Annotated in this window: 18 protein-coding genes and 3 tRNA genes; 12 read left to right on the top strand and 9 right to left on the bottom strand. The window is 31.5% G+C overall.

Annotation, left to right across the window (positions count from 1 at the left end):
* Positions 1–13 precede the first annotated feature (13 nt).
* Positions 14–1,345, top strand: coding sequence for a PhoH family protein (locus QVZ41_RS06600; protein WP_302883754.1), 1,332 nt, complete (start codon positions 14–16; stop codon positions 1,343–1,345).
* 78 nt (positions 1,346–1,423) lie between these two features.
* Here the strand turns inward: QVZ41_RS06600 and QVZ41_RS06595 are convergent, their stop codons facing one another.
* On the bottom strand, positions 1,424–1,675 hold the full coding sequence (locus QVZ41_RS06595) for a type B 50S ribosomal protein L31 (RefSeq protein WP_073121469.1): 252 nt from the start codon (positions 1,673–1,675) through the stop codon (positions 1,424–1,426).
* Between the two features lie 120 nt (positions 1,676–1,795).
* Between QVZ41_RS06595 and QVZ41_RS06590 the strand changes: the two genes are divergently transcribed.
* From QVZ41_RS06590 to QVZ41_RS06570, 5 genes are read left to right on the top strand one after another with little or no spacing between them, the layout of a single operon-like run.
* Complete coding sequence (locus tag QVZ41_RS06590; RefSeq protein WP_302883753.1) at positions 1,796–2,824, top strand: glutaminyl-peptide cyclotransferase; 1,029 nt, start codon at positions 1,796–1,798, stop codon at positions 2,822–2,824.
* Positions 2,825–4,273 (top strand): hypothetical protein, encoded by a 1,449-nt coding sequence (locus QVZ41_RS06585; RefSeq protein ID WP_302883752.1) that lies wholly within the window; start codon positions 2,825–2,827, stop codon positions 4,271–4,273.
* Positions 4,257–4,949, top strand: a complete 693-nt coding sequence (locus QVZ41_RS06580) for an SDR family NAD(P)-dependent oxidoreductase (protein ID WP_302883751.1) — start codon at positions 4,257–4,259, stop codon at positions 4,947–4,949. Before QVZ41_RS06585 ends, QVZ41_RS06580 begins: the two co-directional genes overlap by 17 nt.
* Before the next feature lie 4 nt (positions 4,950–4,953).
* Entirely contained in the window at positions 4,954–5,550 is a 597-nt protein-coding gene (locus QVZ41_RS06575; protein WP_302883750.1) for a SprT-like domain-containing protein, read from the top strand.
* 12 nt (positions 5,551–5,562) lie between these two features.
* Entirely contained in the window at positions 5,563–6,984 is a 1,422-nt protein-coding gene (locus QVZ41_RS06570; RefSeq protein ID WP_302883749.1) for a DUF389 domain-containing protein, read from the top strand.
* Between the two features lie 296 nt (positions 6,985–7,280).
* On the opposite strand, the gene QVZ41_RS06565 is transcribed toward QVZ41_RS06570, so the two are convergent.
* From QVZ41_RS06565 to QVZ41_RS06545, 5 genes are all read right to left on the bottom strand, one after another.
* A tRNA-Lys gene (locus QVZ41_RS06565) sits at positions 7,281–7,353 on the bottom strand.
* Positions 7,354–7,358: 5 nt separating this feature from the next.
* A tRNA-Tyr gene (locus QVZ41_RS06560) sits at positions 7,359–7,440 on the bottom strand.
* Between the two features lie 32 nt (positions 7,441–7,472).
* Positions 7,473–7,545, bottom strand: a tRNA-Lys gene (locus QVZ41_RS06555).
* A gap of 71 nt (positions 7,546–7,616) precedes the next feature.
* Entirely contained in the window at positions 7,617–8,378 is a 762-nt protein-coding gene (locus QVZ41_RS06550) for an ABC transporter ATP-binding protein (protein WP_302883748.1), read from the bottom strand.
* A gap of 4 nt (positions 8,379–8,382) precedes the next feature.
* The gene (locus tag QVZ41_RS06545) at positions 8,383–9,123 is read right to left on the bottom strand and encodes an MlaE family ABC transporter permease (RefSeq protein WP_302883747.1); all 741 of its coding nucleotides are present in this window, start codon (positions 9,121–9,123) and stop codon (positions 8,383–8,385) included.
* Positions 9,124–9,188: 65 nt separating this feature from the next.
* On the opposite strand from QVZ41_RS06545, the gene pafA reads away from it, so the two are divergent.
* Entirely contained in the window at positions 9,189–10,877 is a 1,689-nt protein-coding gene (gene pafA, locus QVZ41_RS06540) for an alkaline phosphatase PafA (protein ID WP_302883746.1), read from the top strand.
* Between the two features lie 69 nt (positions 10,878–10,946).
* On the opposite strand, the gene QVZ41_RS06535 is transcribed toward pafA, so the two are convergent.
* The 3 genes from QVZ41_RS06535 to QVZ41_RS06525 all read right to left on the bottom strand — a co-directional run bounded on the left by QVZ41_RS06535 (position 10,947) and on the right by QVZ41_RS06525 (position 13,436).
* Positions 10,947–12,296 (bottom strand): dihydrolipoamide acetyltransferase family protein, encoded by a 1,350-nt coding sequence (locus QVZ41_RS06535; protein ID WP_302883745.1) that lies wholly within the window; start codon positions 12,294–12,296, stop codon positions 10,947–10,949.
* Positions 12,297–12,430: 134 nt separating this feature from the next.
* A complete protein-coding gene (locus QVZ41_RS06530; protein WP_302883744.1) occupies positions 12,431–12,994 on the bottom strand; it encodes a YceI family protein in 564 nt (187 codons plus the stop codon).
* A gap of 19 nt (positions 12,995–13,013) precedes the next feature.
* Positions 13,014–13,436: a MarR family winged helix-turn-helix transcriptional regulator gene (locus tag QVZ41_RS06525; RefSeq protein ID WP_302883743.1), complete on the bottom strand. Its 423-nt coding sequence runs from the start codon at positions 13,434–13,436 to the stop codon at positions 13,014–13,016.
* 214 nt (positions 13,437–13,650) lie between these two features.
* On the opposite strand from QVZ41_RS06525, the gene QVZ41_RS06520 reads away from it, so the two are divergent.
* The 5 genes from QVZ41_RS06520 (at position 13,651) to QVZ41_RS06500 (ending at position 17,242) form a co-directional block, all read left to right on the top strand.
* Positions 13,651–14,646: an outer membrane beta-barrel protein gene (locus tag QVZ41_RS06520; protein WP_302883742.1), complete on the top strand. Its 996-nt coding sequence runs from the start codon at positions 13,651–13,653 to the stop codon at positions 14,644–14,646.
* An 88-nt stretch (positions 14,647–14,734) separates the two neighbouring features.
* A complete protein-coding gene (locus QVZ41_RS06515; RefSeq protein ID WP_302883741.1) occupies positions 14,735–15,073 on the top strand; it encodes a P-II family nitrogen regulator in 339 nt (112 codons plus the stop codon).
* Positions 15,074–15,105: 32 nt separating this feature from the next.
* Positions 15,106–16,308, top strand: coding sequence for an ammonium transporter (locus tag QVZ41_RS06510; protein WP_302883740.1), 1,203 nt, complete (start codon positions 15,106–15,108; stop codon positions 16,306–16,308).
* A gap of 109 nt (positions 16,309–16,417) precedes the next feature.
* Complete coding sequence (locus QVZ41_RS06505) at positions 16,418–16,756, top strand: P-II family nitrogen regulator (protein WP_302883739.1); 339 nt, start codon at positions 16,418–16,420, stop codon at positions 16,754–16,756.
* 147 nt (positions 16,757–16,903) lie between these two features.
* Positions 16,904–17,242, top strand: a complete 339-nt coding sequence (locus QVZ41_RS06500) for a P-II family nitrogen regulator (protein ID WP_073121434.1) — start codon at positions 16,904–16,906, stop codon at positions 17,240–17,242.
* Positions 17,243–17,251: the final 9 nt, after the last annotated feature.

Below are 17,251 nucleotides of genomic sequence, written 5' to 3'. Positions count from 1 at the left end.
TAAACATTACAACATGACAAAAACACAGGCGAAAAAAATATTTGTACTAGATACTTCTGTACTACTTTTTGATCATAATTCTATTAAAAACTTTCAAGACAACAATGTTGTAATCCCCATCACCGTTCTAGAAGAACTAGATAATTTTAAAATTGGTAACGATACTAAAAACTTTGAAGCTAGATCTGTCATCCGTTTTTTAGATAAAATATCAGAAGATCAGAATTTAAACGAATGGATTAGTTTAGGTGAAAACAAAGGCGATTTGTTTATTTCTATGCACGATAATGCATCGGGAACCAATGCCAAAGATGCTTATGGTTCTAAAAAAAATGATCATAGAATTATTGATACTGCTTTGTTAATTAAAGAATCTTATCCGGACTTTAAAGTTACTTTGGTTACCAAAGACATCAACTTAAGAATTAAAGCTAAAGCATTAGAATTAAAAGCCGAAGATTACAAAACAGGAAAGGTAGAAGACATCAAGAAAGTTTCTAAAGGATCTATCAACCTTAATGATTTAGAATCGGATGTGATTAGAGAATTGTATCAAAACAATCACATTGCTGAAAACGGAATTTTAGGAGAGCAAAAAATGGCCAATGGCTATTATATCATTAATAACAACCAAGACTCTGTATTGGCGAGATATAACCCTGAAACCGATCAAATAGAACGTGTAGAAAAAAGTTATGCTTATGGAATAAAACCTAAAAATGCAGAACAAACATTTGCTATTGATGCTTTACTAAATCCTGACATTAAATTAGTGGCTTTACAAGGAGTTGCAGGTACTGGAAAAACACTTTTGGCTTTGGCTACCGCTTTGGAACAAAAAGCTTTATACAACCAAATTATTTTAGCAAGACCTATTATTCCGTTAAGTAACAGAGATATTGGTTTTTTACCTGGAGGTGCTGAGGAAAAAATATCTCCTTATATGCAACCTTTGTTTGATAATTTAAAATTCATCAAGTCTCAGTACAAAGCAGATTCTAGAAAAAGAAAAGCTTTAGATGAAATGGAAGAAAATGAAGATTTGGTATTAACAGCTTTGGCTTTTATTAGAGGTAGAAGTTTGGCCGGAGTGATTATGATTATTGATGAATCTCAAAACTTAACACCTCACGAAGTAAAAACCATTATTACTAGAGCTGGTGAGGGAACTAAAATTATTTTTACAGGAGACATCAATCAAATAGACACCCCTTATATGGATGAACATAGTAACGGATTGACTTATTTGATTGACAAATTAAAAGGTCACAAACTATTTGCTCATATCAAATTAGAAAAAGGAGAACGTTCAGAATTGGCAAACCTTGCAAACGATTTATTATAAGCTTTCCTCATTATAGGAAACACAAAAAAGCTGTTGAAAATTTCAACAGCTTTTTTATATTTCTGAAAAGTTAAAAAATTACTTTTTAAACTTAGCGTATTTAGTTTTGAATTTGTCAATACGTCCTGCAGTATCAACCAATTTAGACTTACCTGTATAGAAAGGATGAGAAGTTCTAGAAATTTCCATTTTTACAACTGGATATTCTACACCATCAACTTCAATAGTTTCTTTTGTATTTGCTGTTGAACGAGTTAAAAATACATCATCGTTAGACATATCTTTAAAAGCTACCATTCTATAATTTTCTGGATGTATTCCTTTTCTCATAATTATATATATGTTTTAACTGTGTTTTATTTTTGAGACTGCAAATTTAACTATATTTTTGATTAATAAAAAAATAAAAAGAAATATTTTTACATAATCAACCTTATTTTTATAAATCAGATGTCTTTTAACCGAATTATCTTATCACTTTCAATTATTCTATGCTTTTCTGCCTGTAAATCTCAAGCAGATTTTAACCTAGAAACGCCTACAAAAATACAAATTAATCAACCATTAAACGTTTCTATTTCAACTCCTTTAGAAGAAAACACAAAAATCACTTATTTTTTAGATGGGAAAGAAATTGGATCGGGTTCTAAAACCACTGTTGATATTACAAATTATCGCCTAGGAAAGCACATTCTAAAAGCCAGTATTGGAGAGAACAATGATGTTATCAACAAAGAAAAAGAGGTAATATTTTTAGCAAGTACAAAACCCAAAGTATACGGATACAAAGTCATTAACACTTACCCTCACGACAGAGAAGCTTTTACACAAGGATTAGAGTTTCACAACAACGAATTGTATGAAGGAACTGGACAAAGAGGAAAATCTGTATTGAGAAAAGTAGATTTAGAAACAGGAAAAGTTTTAAAAGAACAACCTTTAACCAATAAATACTTTGGAGAAGGAATTACCATTTTTAACAACAAAGTTTATCAACTTACTTGGCAAGGAGGTATTGGTTTTATTTATGATGTTGACACTTTTAAAACACTTAAAACGTTTAATTACAATAAAAGTAAAGAAGGTTGGGGATTAACTCACAATGATACTCATTTGATAAAATCTGATGGAACTGAAAAAATTTGGTTCTTAAATCCTGAAAATGGTCAAGAAGAAAGTTATATTGAAGTATACACCAACAAAAGACGTGTTGAAGAATTAAATGAGTTAGAATATGTAAATGGTGAAATTTATGCCAATATTTGGATGAAAAACGCCATTACCATCATCAACCCCAAAAACGGAACGGTAAAAGCTATTATTAATTTAAACGGCTTAACCGATCACTTAGACAACAAAACCATTGCGCAATCTCAAGACAAAGTATTAAACGGAATTGCCTACAACCCAAATACAAATAAGTTATATGTTACTGGTAAAAACTGGGACAAATTATTTGAAATTGAAATCGTAAAATAAATGAAGTTTACTTCTCTTTTTAAAATAGGTTTTATCATTCTTATGGCATGTCAATTTTCATGTCGTAAAGATTTTAACACCATAAAAAGTAATGGGAACTTAAGTTTTTCTAAAGATACTTTATTTCTAGACACCGTTTTTAACAATCTTAGTACAACCACCAAAATTCTAAAGGTTTATAACAATAGTAAAAACGATATTCTAATTCCTAAAATTCAACTAGAAAAATCAGATTCTAAATACAGAATTAATGTTGATGGTATTTCTGGAACTGAATTTAATGATGTTTTAATTTTACAAAAAGATAGTATTTACGTTTTTGTTGAAGGGACCATTGCTGCCAACGAAACCAATGCTGAAATGGTGTACGAGGATAAAATTTTGTTTGATCCTAACGGAACACAACAACATGTAAATTTGGTGACTTTGGTAAAAGAGGCTACTTTTTTATATAATAGCAACAATTCTGACTTTGAAATATCGGAAACCAATTTTACCAATACCAAACCTTATGTAATTTATGGAAACGCCATTGTCCCCAAAAATGGAAGTTTAACTATTGATGCAGGAGCAATCGTTCATTTTAGTAAAAACTCAAGTTTAACCATTTCTCAAGGAGCTACTTTAAACATCAATGGAACTCAAAATGATTCCATTGTTTTTAAAAGTGATAATTTAAACCACGAGTACGATCAAGTTCCTGGACAATGGCAAGGAATTAACATCAACAACGCAAATACAGTAAATATTAATTATTTAAAAGTTTTAAATCCAACCACAGGATTAAACATCACTAATAACAACAATCTTATCACCATTAAAAACACCGAAATATACAATGCTGCCGAAAATGGTATCTACACTAAAAACACCAATATAGTAGGAGAAAATATGGTGATTGGTCAAGCAGGAAAAGCAGGGTTATTTTTACAAGGAGGTGATTACACTTTTAAACACTGTACATTTGCCAATTATTGGAGCAAAGGAATTAAATCCGAAAGCACAGTTTCTCTCACTAATTATTATATTGATGATATAGATTCAGAAATAAATACTCCATTAAAAAGTGCTAATTTTATCAATTGTATTATTTCTGGAACTAGAAATTCTGAATTATTTTTAGATAAAATTGACAATGAACCTATTTTTAATTTCAACATAAAAAATTGTTTATTGGATTTAGAAAAAGGAGATGATTTATATAATACCGACAATAATACCTATTACACAAATGTGTTGCTAAACAAAAATCTTGACTTCAGAAATACTACCATCAACGATTTAAGAATTGGATTGAATAATGAAGGAATTAATCAAGCTGATATAACTACGGCAACCGAAGTTCCTTTGGATATTATTGGAACAAATAGAACTACAACTCCTGATATTGGAGCTTATCAACACATAGATTTTAAAACTTTAGAAACGGAAGATGAAGAAGACAAATAAAACTGTAATCATAACAGGAACGAGCAGAGGAATTGGATTTGAATTGGCACAATTATTTGCGAATAATAATTTTAACGTTTTAGCTTTATCAAGAAATACTAATACTTTAGAAGCGGTGAATCACCCAAACATCAAAACTTTTGGAGTAGATTTAAGTAAAGAAAATGAAATTGATACTGTAGTTGATTATTTAACTAAAAATAACATCAAACTAACCGCCTTAATTCACAATGCTGGAAAATTAGTAAACAAACCATTCACAGAAATATCTCAAAAAGATTTTCAGGAAGTTTATCAAGTAAATGTATTTTCTGTTGCCTTGCTCACGCAAAAAATCATTCCTTTTTTACAAGAAAATAGTCATGTAGTCACCATCAGTAGTATGGGTGGAATTCAAGGAAGTTTAAAATTCCCTGGTTTAGCAGCTTATAGCTCATCAAAAGGAGCTGTCATCACTTTGTCTGAATTATTAGCAGAAGAATACAAAGAACAAAAAATTGCATTTAACGTGTTGGCTTTAGGAGCCGTACAAACAGAAATGTTACAAGAAGCTTTTCCAGGTTATCAAGCCCCTATTACCCCAAATGAAATGGCTAATTATATTTATGATTTTGCTACTACAGGACATAAATTTTACAATGGAAAGGTTTTAGAGGTATCTAGTACAACACCATAATTTTATGATTGACAAGCTACTGCCCTACATTCCTATCGCTGCTAAAGATTCTTTAATAAAACTGTTGAGTAACTACACTTTTCATTTAAAAATTGTAAATGGCAGAAAAACCAAAAGAGGTGATTTTAGAGCTACAAAACCCATAGCCAGCATCTCCATAAACAATAACTTATCAAAAGAACAATTTTTGATCACGCTGGTACATGAAATTGCTCATTTAGATGCACATATCAAACATCCTAAAGCGAAAGCACATGGTATAGAATGGAAACAAAGTTTTCAACGTTTGATGTTACCTTTTTTAAACAACCATATTTTTAGCGATGAAATACTAAATCCATTAGCAAAACACCTCATCAACCCAAAAGCAACAACGGACAGTGACCCTATTTTATCTACCCAACTAGATTCTATAAATTCTGATGTTGATAATGATAAATATTTTATATTTGATTTAGAGCCAGGGGTTTTGTTTAAGCTAAACAACAGAACTTTTAAAATACTTAACAAAAGAAGAACTAGGTACGAATGTTTAGAAATTAGTACCAATAAAAAATTCTTAGTTAGAGGTAGTGCTCCTGTAAAAATTGTGATTCACTAATTTTAAGTATTTATGGAGAAAAATACAACGCCTGAAAATAACGAAGACCATCTTGAGAATAAAAAGAAAGAAGTTCAAAAAGAATTTAAAGGTTTTTTTACTGCTTTTATAGATTTTCTCATCAATCTTTTAGACATACGAGAAGAGACAAATAAAGAAGTAACCATTGAAAAAATAAAAGCAGGAATTCCTGTAAAAAGTCACAATGCATGGGTCTTAATTTTTTCTATTTTTATTGCCTCTATTGGATTAAATGTGAGTTCTACTGCTGTGGTAATTGGAGCCATGCTAGTATCCCCCTTAATGGGACCTATTTTAGGTTTAGGGCTTTCTATTGGTATTAATGACATTGACACTTTAAGAAGATCTCTGGTAAATTTAGGGGTGATGGTAGGACTGAGTATTACCACCTCTTTTCTATTTTTTAGCATTCCTCTGTTTCAAGAAGCAACTCCAGAAATTATTGCCCGTACGGCTCCAGATGTAAGAGATGTATTAATTGCACTCGCTGGGGGATTGGCTTTAATTATTGCTTTAAGTAGAAGAACTGAAATGACCAATACTATTGCTGGTATCGCCATTGCTACTGCCTTAATGCCCCCATTATGTACAGCAGGTTTTGGTTTGGCTACTTGGAACTTAGAATTCTTTTTTGGAGCCATGTTTTTGTTTATAATCAATGCAATATTCATTGCCCTTGCTACTTTTGCTGTGGTAAAATTTTTACGTTTTCCAATGGTTCGATACATCAACCAAACAAAACGAAAAAGAATTGCTCAATTAGCAGGTTTTATTGCAACCCTCATTATTAGTTTTAGTATTTATCAATTCTACTTATTATTTAAAGAAAATCAATATAAATTAAATGCTGAACATTTTATAAATAAACTTCAAGAAAAAACCAATGCAGGAATCATCAATACTTTTATTGATTATGACAAAAAAAACATTAAAATTGTAGTATTGGGAACCAATATAGACAAGACTCAAAAAACAATGTGGTCTAATAAAATGGAGGAATACGGTCTGCCTAATTCTACTTTACAAATTCAACAAGATGATAAAAGTTCTTTATTGGAAGATGAAATCAACATGATTAAAAACTCTTATCTTAAAAATCAAAATCTTATTGCTAACAAAGATGAAATCATTCAGCAAAAAGAAGCTTTATTAATTGAAAAAGAAACGCAACTACAACACATTTTAAAACAGCAAATTCCTTTTATACAAATTAGTCAAGAAGCTAAAATTATATATAGCGATTTAGAAAAAATAAGCTTTGCTAACAAGCTAGAAACAAATTTCAAAACAGTTGATACCATTGTTGTTTTTGAAGCCACCTGGAAGCTTAAAAACATTCAAAAAGAAACACAATTAAAACAGTGGTTGCAAGCAAGACTTAATAAAACAAAAATTGAGTTGATTAATTATTAAAAAACCGCTCATTGTATAACAAAAAGTCCTAACATAAATTTATGTTAGGACTTTTTGCTTCTATTTAGAATTAAACTTAAATCACTTCAATAAAGATGTGCAAATGTTTTGGAAACCTTTTATCACAGAAATCAAAGCTTTTAGAGCACAGTTCAGGGGGAGTAAAAAAACTAGAATTCTTTCTTTTCAGGCTAACCAATATTTTTGCCTAAACACAACAATTAGGCATGATCCCCTTTATTCGTTTTAAATCCAAATCTGAAATAAAAAAAGCCTCCCTAAAAGGGAGGCTTTTGTGACCGGGCTGGGGCTCGAACCCAGGACCCTCTCCTTAAAAGGGAGATGCTCTACCAACTGAGCTACCAGGTCGTCCGTGGTGAGAGAAGGATTCGAACCTTCGAAGACATAGTCAGCGGATTTACAGTCCGCCCTCGTTGGCCACTTGAGTATCTCACCATGCAATAACTCGCGTTATGTTTTAAAATTTGTGACCGGGCTGGGGCTCGAACCCAGGACCCTCTCCTTAAAAGGGAGATGCTCTACCAACTGAGCTACCAGGTCATTAATACCACTCGTTATTGCGGGTGCAAATATAGGACTTTTATATAGTTACACAAAAGAAAAATAAAATTTTATTCTTCTAAATATACCTTGCGTACTTTCTTGAATAAATTAGAACTATAAACAAAACTCACAACTGCTTCATTATCAGTTTTGAATATATCATTACTAGTCCCTTCCCACTCTTTTAATCCATCTTTTAAAAAAATAATTTTTTCTCCAATTTCCATTACAGAGTTCATATCATGGGTGTTTATAACCGTTGTTATTTGATATTCATCTGTAATTTCTTGAATTAAATTATCTATTACGATAGAGGTTCTTGGATCTAAACCTGAGTTTGGCTCATCACAAAATAAATATTTAGGATTGGTGACAATGGCACGAGCAATAGCAACACGTTTTTGCATTCCTCCAGAAAGCTCTGCAGGAAATTTATGATTAGAATCTTTTAAGTTTACTCTTTTTAAAACAAAATCTACTCGATCTAACATTTCTGATTTAGATTGATTTGTAAACATTTTTAAAGGAAACATCACATTTTCCTCTACTGTTAAAGAATCAAACAAAGCAGATCCTTGAAATACCATTCCCAAATCTTGCTTTAACTGTCTTTTTTCTTCAATAGTCATTGACTCTGTAGTTTGTCCGTCATAAGAAATAGTTCCCTTATCTGGAATATGCAACCCTAGCAACGTTTTTAAAAAAACTGTTTTTCCAGATCCACTTTGCCCAATAATTAAACTTGTTTTACCAGGCTCAAACGTAGCATCAATTCCTTTTAAAACCGATGCTTCTCCAAAACTTTTATATATACCTTTTACTTCTAACATAACTTTAGCTTAACAACATTTGGGTTAAAAAATAATTGGAGAAAATAATCACTACAATCGTCCAAACTACTGCCTTGGTACTCGCTCTACCTACTTCTAAAGAACCTCCTTTAACATAGTATCCAAAATAAGAAGGAATGGTCGCAATTAAAAAAGCAAATACAACTGATTTTATCAAACTATAAGCAACTAAGTAAGGCTCAAAATCTAATTGAATTCCTGCAATATAATCTCCTGGTTTAAATAAATCTGTAGCAATACCTGCTACCCATCCACCAAAAATTCCTAAAAACATAGCCAATAAGACTAAAAAAGGATAAAAAAATACGGTGGCTAAAATTTTAGGTAAGACTAAATAGTTTAAGGAATTAATCCCCATTACTTCTAAAGCATCAATTTGTTCAGTTACACGCATGGTACCTATACTTGATGTAATATAAGAACCTACCTTACCTGCCAAAATTACCATGACAAAAGTTGATGAAAACTCTAAAATCATAGATCGTTTGGTTGCAAACCCAATCAAATCTTTTGGAATAATTGGATCTTCTAAATTTAATGCGGTTTGAATAGCCACTACTCCACCTATAAAAAAAGAGATAAAAGCTACTATTCCTATAGACTTTACTCCCAAATCATCTATCTCTCTAAAAACAGCTTCCCAAAAAATTTTCCTCTTTTGAGGTTTTTTAAAAACGCTTTTTAACATAATTGTATAGGCTCCTATACTCTTTATATAATTCATCGACTAAATTTTAAGCTAAAATATCAAATCCTTAACAAACAACTACTCTAATATAACTACTTTTAATGCCGTATATAATAAAAGATAATCTTAAAATGAGAAAACTAACCACCCTACTTGTATTGAGTAGTATTTTTATCGGAAACGCACAAACAACTAAAAAACCTAAACTTGTAATTGGAATTGTTGTAGATCAAATGAGATATGACTACCTACAAAGATTTAAGGACAAATTTGGTTCTAAAGGATTTAATGAAATTATTAAAAACGGAACTACTTTTGAAAACGCTCACTTTAACTACATCCCTACCTATACTGCCGTTGGACACACCTCTATTTACACAGGTACAACTCCAAAAAACCATGGTATTATTGGAAATAATTGGTATGATAAATATGCTAAAAAATCTATTTATGTAGTAGATGATGAAAATTATGAAACGGTTGGTAGCTCTACTGATGAAGGTAAAAAATCTCCTAAAAGATTAATTGCTTCTACAGTAGCTGATCAATTAAAATTAGCTCAAAATTTTAACGGAAAAGTGATTGGAGTGGCCGTTAAAGATAGATCTTCTATTTTACCTGTAGGACATGCTGCAGACATTGCTTATTGGTTTGATGGTGGAAAAATAGGGAATTGGGTAACCAGTACTTATTACACTAAAGAATTACCTAACTGGGTAACCTTATATAACACTACAAATAAACTTCAACTTGATGAATATTTAGCATCTCCATGGATGACTCAAAAAAACATCAACGAATATTCTGAAAGCATTAAAGATCACAACCATTACGAAGGTGTATTTAACGGAGAAGAAAAACCTATTTTCCCTCATGATTTAGCAACGCTTAAAGAAAAAAATGGAGGATATAGCTTGCTAAAAACCACTCCTTTTGGAAACACTATGACTTTAGATTTTGCCAAAGAAATTGTAAAAAATGAAAACTTAGGTAAAAATAAAGATTACTCAGACTTTTTAGCCATTAGTATTTCTTGTACAGATTATATTGGTCATAAATATGGAGCTGCTTCTAAAGAAACGGAAGATGCATACATCCGTTTAAATAATGATATAGATGATTTTATCAGCTACCTAAATAAAAAAGTTGGTAAAAACAATTATGTATTGTTTGTTACAGCCGACCATGCTGTAGTACAAATTCCTAATTATTTAATGGACAACAAAATACCTGGAGGTTATTTCTCTGCTGATGACTTCTTAGCTAAATTAAATGAGTTTACTAAACAAAAATATCAATCTACAAATTTGATTGAAAACTATTCTAATGAACAAATTTTCTTAAACCATGATGAAATAACAAAATTAGGATTAAACATAGAAGAAGTTGAAAATACAATTATTGATGAAATTGTAACTTATAGTTATATATACAGAGCTGTATCTGCACATACCATGCAAAGAAGTGAATTTACGCAGGCACCAATTAGTTTGTTACAAGAGGGGTATAACCAAAAAAGATCTGGAGATATTTTAATTTCTCTTGAACCCGCTGTTATTAGTGATCATTATATTAAAACAGGAACCACTCACGGAAGCGGATATAATTACGACACCCATATTCCTATCTTATTTTATGGTGCTAATATTAGTAAAGGAACAAATGTTAAAAAACCTGTAAACATTACTCAAATAGCCCCAACAATTTCTAGTATCTTACAAATTCAAGAACCTAATATGAGTTCTCATGATATTTTAACAGAAGTTTTTGAAAAAGAAATAAGCAAGTAAAAAATTATACAACTAAAAAAGCCTGCTATCAATTTGATAGCAGGCTTTTTTATGATTAAAAGAATCGTATTAAAATTCTTGATTTACATTCCAAGCTTCTAAAATATCTTTTATTTCTTTGATAAACATTCCTCCCAAAGCTCCGTTAATCACTCTATGATCATAAGAATGTGAGATATACATTTTTTGACGAATCCCAATAAAATCTCCTTCTGGAGTTTCTATTACAGCAGGCGTTTTTCTAATAGCTCCTAACGCTAAAATAGCACTCTCTGGTTGATTGATGATTGGAGTTCCAAAAATAGAACCAAAACCACCAATATTGGTTACGGTATAAGTTCCCCCTTTTACATCTTCTGGTTTTAAAGCATTGTTTTTAGATCGTAAGGCCAAATCATTTACTGCTTTGGTCATACCAACTAAATTTAAATTTTCTGCATGTTTAATCACAGGAACAATTAAATTCCCATCAGGCAAAGCAGATGCCATCCCTAAATTGATAGATTTTTTAACCACTACTTTATCTACTCCATCAAAAGTAATATTAACCAAAGGATACTTTTTAATGGCTTGTGCAACCGCCATCATAAAAATTGGTGTGTAAGTCAGTTTTTCTCCTTCTCTTTTTAAAAAAACATCTTTAACCTTATCTCTCCATTTTACCACATTGGTAACATCTACCTCTATAAATGATTGTACATGTGATGCTTTTCGTTTAGAATGCACCATATGATCTGAAATCATTTTACCCATTCTTGACAAAGTAATCAACTCATCTCCTGAGTTAACTTCTAAATTAATAGGAGCATTATCTACTTTTTCTGTAGAAGTTTTATTTTCTTTTACATTTGTTGATTTTGGAGAAGTAACAGCAATAGCTGCAGTTTTAGGCCTTTTATCAACATAAGCCAAAATATCATCTTTGGTTACCCTTCCATCTAGACCTGTACCTTGAATGCCATCTAATTCTTTTTGAGAAATTCCTTCAGTGCTTGCAATTTTCTTAACCAAAGGAGAGTAAAAATTTCCTTCTGTATTGGCAATATTTGTTTTGGTAGTGTTTGATACTTGGGTGATGACATCATTTACATCAGCTTCAACCACTGAAATAGCTTCTTCAATATCTACTTCAACCTCTTGTTCTCTTTCACTTGTAGGAAAACTATCTACTTCATTGGCATTGGTTTCAATTACAGCCAACACCTGACCTACCTTAACAATATCTCCTTCTTGATATCTTTTTTCTACTAAAACACCTGACACATCACACGGCACATCAGAATCTACCTTATCTGTAGCTATTTCTACAATAGAATCATCTAACTCAATAAAATCTCCTACTTCTTTTAACCAAGAAGTAATGGTAGCCTCTGCTACACTTTCACCCATTTTGGGTAATTTTAATTCAAATTTAGACATGTGTACTTTTGTTTGTTCTGCGAATTTAAGAAATATAGCGGTCTTATATATAAGAATATTAAAATACGATTTAAAAATAAAACCCGATAGCTTTCACTACCGGGTTTTAAAATTTTATAAAAGTGATTCTTTATTTAGAATACAATGTTTAACGTTAATTCAAACTCATCATTAATAGCTTTGTCTTTTAAGTTGTCAAAGAAAGAGTTAGATCCGTAACGGATTCCAAACTTAGTTCTATCAATCACAACATTACCACTAATAGTATTTCCTTTTGTAGTTAATTTAAAAGATTCTTTTTCAGTGTGACCTTTAATCGTTAAATCACCTTTAACTACAGAACCTTCAACTGAAGTAATAACAAAAGTTGCTTCTGGAAACTTTTCTACACCAAAAAAATCATCAGACTTTAAATGTCCTTCTAACTTTTCTTTGTACTCACCTTCTAAATCAGTTACATTAATAGAGTTCATATCTACAACAAAAGTTCCTCCTACTAACGCACCTTTCTTTAATTTTACTTCTCCTTCCTTAAAAGAAATCGTTCCAGAGTGTTGACCAGTTACTTTTTTACCTACCCATGCAATGGTACTTTTTTCTACTTTAATAGGATCTTTTCCTCCTGCAAATGCAGAAACTGTTAACGCTAAAAATGCAAATCCTGCTAATACTGTTGATTTAATACTTGTTGTTTTCATCTTTTTTAATTGTTTTTATTTATTTAATTTCTATTTTTTTTAATAATTCTAATAATTTTATAAGTTCCTCTTGACTTAATTTATGAACCAAGCTCTTTTCATAATTTATTAAAGATTGATCTATTCCTGCTAATAACCCCAGACCTTTATCTGTAATTGATATTTCAATCTTTCGTCTGTTAGTTTCACAAACCTTACGTTCTAATAACTCTTTTGTTCTAAGTTTGTCTACAAGTCTAGTAGTATTACTCATTTTATGTATCATATGGTCTTGCAACTCATATAAGTTAATAGGTAATCCATCCTGACCCCTTAAAATTCGCAATATATTATACTGCTGTACTGTTAAATCATACACTTTTAAGAAACTGTTAAGATGTTCCACAACATAATTACCTGTTAACATTAAGTTTATGACAGCTTTATTATGTATGTTTTCCATATTTTTGACAGTTTTATCAATTGTTTATACAACAAATGTATAGACAACTATCATATAAAACAAGCTTTATTTTACTTATTTTTTCAGCTACTTACTCAGCAAACACAATACCTACGTATAAAACTGCGAAAAAACAGGTGCTTTTTTCTTGCAACATACGTATTAATACGTAGCTTTGTCTCAGATAAAACTTAAAAACATAAAAAACTTTATCATGAAAAAAATTATTTTATCAGCAATGATGTTAACAGGAATGTTAACTTTTGCACAAGAAGGAAAATTGACTGTATCTGGAACTGTTGATGTTTACGGAACAGTAAACACTATTGATGGACCTGGTACTCCTGGTTTGTTAGTAGATAGCCCACAAAATGCAACTATGTTTGGATTAGGAATGGCTAATACTATTTTTGCATACGAAACTGGAAAAGCTGGAGCTGTTGTTGATTTAGCTTATGGACCAAGAGCTGCAGATGCTGCTGGTGTAAATGGAATCAACCAATTATATGCTTATTACAGTGTAAATGACAAATTAACAATTACTGCTGGTCAGTTTAACACTTTCTTAGGTTATGAGGTAATTTCTCCTGCTGCTAACTTTAACTACACAGTATCTTATTTATTTAACGCAGGTCCTTTTACTCATATTGGAGCTAAATTAGACTATGCTGTTTCTGATGATTTATCTTTCATGTTAGCGGTAACTAATCCTCACGGAGAGTTTGTAACAGGATATGGTAGTGGTAATGCTCAATTAGGTGCACAAGTAGGATACAAAGGACAATACTTCAACCTTGCTTACGGTGCCGATGGATTTGGAGCAACAGATCAATTATATTTAGATTATACAGGAGGGTTTGATATCTCTGAAACTTTATACTTAGGAATTAATGCTGCATATTCTTCTTCTTCAGATGCTAAGTCTGGATATCAAGGTGCTGCTTTATACTTACAGAATGCGTTCTCTGATTCATTTTCTTTAGGATTACGTCCAGAATTCTTCCAATATAATGGAGATGCTAATGCTGATGAATCGGTAACAGCAATCACTTTATCTGCTAATTTTACTTTAACAGAAAATTTAAAATTAATTGCTGAAGGTAGATATGACTCTTCTGATGACATGATTATCGAAAACACTACAGCTGGTGCTTTCCCTACTGAAGATAGTGTAACAGCTTTCACTGTAGCTGCAGTATACTCTTTCTAATTCTTAGAAAAGTTTAAAAAATCATCTGGCAAGATGTGAGTCTTGCCAGATAACAAAAATATATTCAACCTAAATTAAACTTTCAATTATGAAAAAAATCGAAGCAATCATCAGAAAATCAAAGTTTTCTGAAGTGAAAGAAGCTTTACACGACGTAGGTGTTAACTTCTTTTCTTACTGGGATGTGACTGGATTGGGAAATGAAAAAGTGGGTAAAGTATACCGTGGAGTATCTTTTAGCACTAACGACATCCAAAGACGTCAGCTATCAATCATTGTAAATGATGATTTTGAACAAATTACAGTAGAAACTTTATTAAAAACAGCTTCAACTGGTGAAGTTGGAGATGGAAAAGTTTTCGTATCAGACGTACTAGAAACTTACCGTATCCGTACTGGAGAAAAAGGTGGTGAAACTTTAAAATAAAACTAAACAAAAACTTTTAAAAAATTTATATTATGGATACAAGTGCAATTATGGGAGCTTTGTGGATAATTATATCAGGAATCTTAGTATTCTTTATGCAAGCTGGATTTACCCTAGTAGAAACTGGTTTTTCTCGTTCTAAGAACGCAGGAAACATTATTATGAAAAACTTAATGGACTTAATTGTAGGTTCTTTAGGATTCTGGGCAATTGGATACACCGTTATGTATGGTGAAACCATTGGAGGATTTATTGGAACTCCTAGCTTATTTTACAATGAAGGAGCTGACATGTACAACTTATTCTTCCAAACTGTGTTTGCTGCAACAGCTGCAACTATCGTTTCTGGAGCCGTAGCAGAAAGAACAAAGTTCTCTACTTACGTGATTTTCTCTTTTATCATGACTGTTATTATTTATCCAATTGCTGGTCACTGGACTTGGCAAGGTGAAGGATGGTTAACTGATTTAGGATTTGTTGATTTTGCAGGATCTTCTATTGTACACTCTGTTGGTGGATGGGCTGCTTTAATTGGTGCAATCATGGTTGGGCCTAGAATTGGAAAATATAAAGATGGAGTTTCTCAAGCAATTCCAGGACACAACTTATTATTAGGTGCTTTAGGGGTAATGATTTTATGGTTAGGATGGTTTGGATTTAACGGAGGTTCTCAATTAGCTTTTGGATCTGAAGAAGATGTAATTGCTGTTGGATCTGTATTAATTACTACAAACTTAGCTGCTGCTGCTGGTGCGTTTGCTGCCTTAATGTACACTTGGTTACGTTATGGACAACCAGATATTTCTATGACATTAAACGGAGCATTAGCTGGATTGGTATGTATTACTGCTGGATGTGCTGCTGTAACTCCTGGTTCTGCAACTATTATGGGATTAATTGCTGGAGTTGTTGTTGTAATGTCTATTACATTTATTGATGAAAAATTAAAAGTTGATGATCCTGTTGGAGCAGTTTCTGTACACGGTGTATGTGGTGCTTTAGGTACTTTATTAATTGGTGTATTTGCTATTGATGGTGGATTAATCAATGGTGGTGGATTTGCTTTATTAGGAGTTCAAGCTACTGGTGTATTGGCTTATGGTGCATGGGCAATAGTTTGTTCTTATATTGTTTTCAAAATCTTAAAAGTAACTATCGGATTGAGAGTTTCTGAAAAAGAAGAAATTGAAGGATTAGATAAGGCTGAACACGGAATTGGAGTTTACAACGAATAATCTTTTGTTTTAAGTTTATATAAAAACAGCCTAAATCTTTTTACAGAATTAGGCTGTTTTTTATAGAAGTAAAGTTGTATATTTATTAAATTAGAAAATATTATTTAAAATGAAAAAAATTGAAGCAATTATAAGAAGATCTAAATTCTCAGAAGTAAAAAGTGCATTACACGAGGTAGGAGTTAACTTTTTTTCTTACTGGGACGTTACAGCTTTAGGAAACGAAAGAATTGGTAAGGTTTATCGTGGTATTTCTTTTAGTACGGGAGATATTCAAAGAAGATTCTTATCTATCATTGTTAATGACGATTTTGAACAAGTAACTATTGATGCTATTTTAAAATCTGGGGCTACTGGTGAAGTTGGTGATGGTAAAATTTTTGTTTACGACGTACAAGAAACATATAGAATTCGTACTGGAGAAAAAGGTGGAGGAACTTTAAGATAAAATACTTAGACTACTTAGAATTATTTCTCAAATACTAATAACATAAAAAATACGTAGGATTTTTAAATTCTACGTATTTTTTTTATTCTAAAATGGCTATTAATTTCATATCTCTTATATTTGCTCCCGAATATAAAACGAAACTGAATGAAAAAAATCGAAGCAATCATCAGAAAATCAAAATTTTCTGAAGTAAAAACAGCCCTACATGAGGTAGGTGTCAACTTCTTTTCTTATTGGGATGTTACCGCATTAGGAAACGAAAGAATTGGAAAAGTGTACCGTGGAATCTCTTTTAGTACTGCTGATATCCAAAGAAGATACTTATCTATAGTGGTTAATGATGATTTTGAAAAAGTAACCATTGACACTATTATCAAAACTGCGGGAACAGGTGAAGTTGGAGATGGTAAAATATTTGTTTACGATGTCAAAGAAACTTATAGAATACGAACTGGAGAAAAAGGAGGAGAAACTTTAAGATAAAACACTACT

This window comes from Wenyingzhuangia gilva (genome assembly GCF_030519655.1).
GTDB classification, from domain to species: domain Bacteria; phylum Bacteroidota; class Bacteroidia; order Flavobacteriales; family Flavobacteriaceae; genus Wenyingzhuangia; species Wenyingzhuangia gilva.
The sequence above is the reverse complement of the archived record's forward strand: the minus strand, read 5'-3'. Positions and strand labels throughout refer to the sequence as shown.

Excerpts from the sequence above, each read along its gene's own strand:
- QVZ41_RS06600 (WP_302883754.1), top strand. The coding sequence starts at position 14 with ATGACAAAAACACAGGCGAAAAAAATATTTGTACTAGATACTTCTGTA.
- QVZ41_RS06595 (WP_073121469.1), bottom strand. The coding sequence starts at position 1,675 with ATGAGAAAAGGAATACATCCAGAAAATTATAGAATGGTAGCTTTTAAA.
- QVZ41_RS06590 (WP_302883753.1), top strand. The coding sequence starts at position 1,796 with ATGTCTTTTAACCGAATTATCTTATCACTTTCAATTATTCTATGCTTT.
- QVZ41_RS06585 (WP_302883752.1), top strand. The coding sequence starts at position 2,825 with ATGAAGTTTACTTCTCTTTTTAAAATAGGTTTTATCATTCTTATGGCA.
- QVZ41_RS06580 (WP_302883751.1), top strand. The coding sequence starts at position 4,257 with ATGAAGAAGACAAATAAAACTGTAATCATAACAGGAACGAGCAGAGGA.
- QVZ41_RS06575 (WP_302883750.1), top strand. The coding sequence starts at position 4,954 with ATGATTGACAAGCTACTGCCCTACATTCCTATCGCTGCTAAAGATTCT.
- QVZ41_RS06570 (WP_302883749.1), top strand. The coding sequence starts at position 5,563 with ATGGAGAAAAATACAACGCCTGAAAATAACGAAGACCATCTTGAGAAT.
- QVZ41_RS06550 (WP_302883748.1), bottom strand. The coding sequence starts at position 8,378 with ATGTTAGAAGTAAAAGGTATATATAAAAGTTTTGGAGAAGCATCGGTT.
- QVZ41_RS06545 (WP_302883747.1), bottom strand. The coding sequence starts at position 9,123 with ATGAATTATATAAAGAGTATAGGAGCCTATACAATTATGTTAAAAAGC.
- pafA (WP_302883746.1), top strand. The coding sequence starts at position 9,189 with ATGCCGTATATAATAAAAGATAATCTTAAAATGAGAAAACTAACCACC.
- QVZ41_RS06535 (WP_302883745.1), bottom strand. The coding sequence starts at position 12,296 with ATGTCTAAATTTGAATTAAAATTACCCAAAATGGGTGAAAGTGTAGCA.
- QVZ41_RS06530 (WP_302883744.1), bottom strand. The coding sequence starts at position 12,994 with ATGAAAACAACAAGTATTAAATCAACAGTATTAGCAGGATTTGCATTT.
- QVZ41_RS06525 (WP_302883743.1), bottom strand. The coding sequence starts at position 13,436 with ATGGAAAACATACATAATAAAGCTGTCATAAACTTAATGTTAACAGGT.
- QVZ41_RS06520 (WP_302883742.1), top strand. The coding sequence starts at position 13,651 with ATGAAAAAAATTATTTTATCAGCAATGATGTTAACAGGAATGTTAACT.
- QVZ41_RS06515 (WP_302883741.1), top strand. The coding sequence starts at position 14,735 with ATGAAAAAAATCGAAGCAATCATCAGAAAATCAAAGTTTTCTGAAGTG.
- QVZ41_RS06510 (WP_302883740.1), top strand. The coding sequence starts at position 15,106 with ATGGATACAAGTGCAATTATGGGAGCTTTGTGGATAATTATATCAGGA.
- QVZ41_RS06505 (WP_302883739.1), top strand. The coding sequence starts at position 16,418 with ATGAAAAAAATTGAAGCAATTATAAGAAGATCTAAATTCTCAGAAGTA.
- QVZ41_RS06500 (WP_073121434.1), top strand. The coding sequence starts at position 16,904 with ATGAAAAAAATCGAAGCAATCATCAGAAAATCAAAATTTTCTGAAGTA.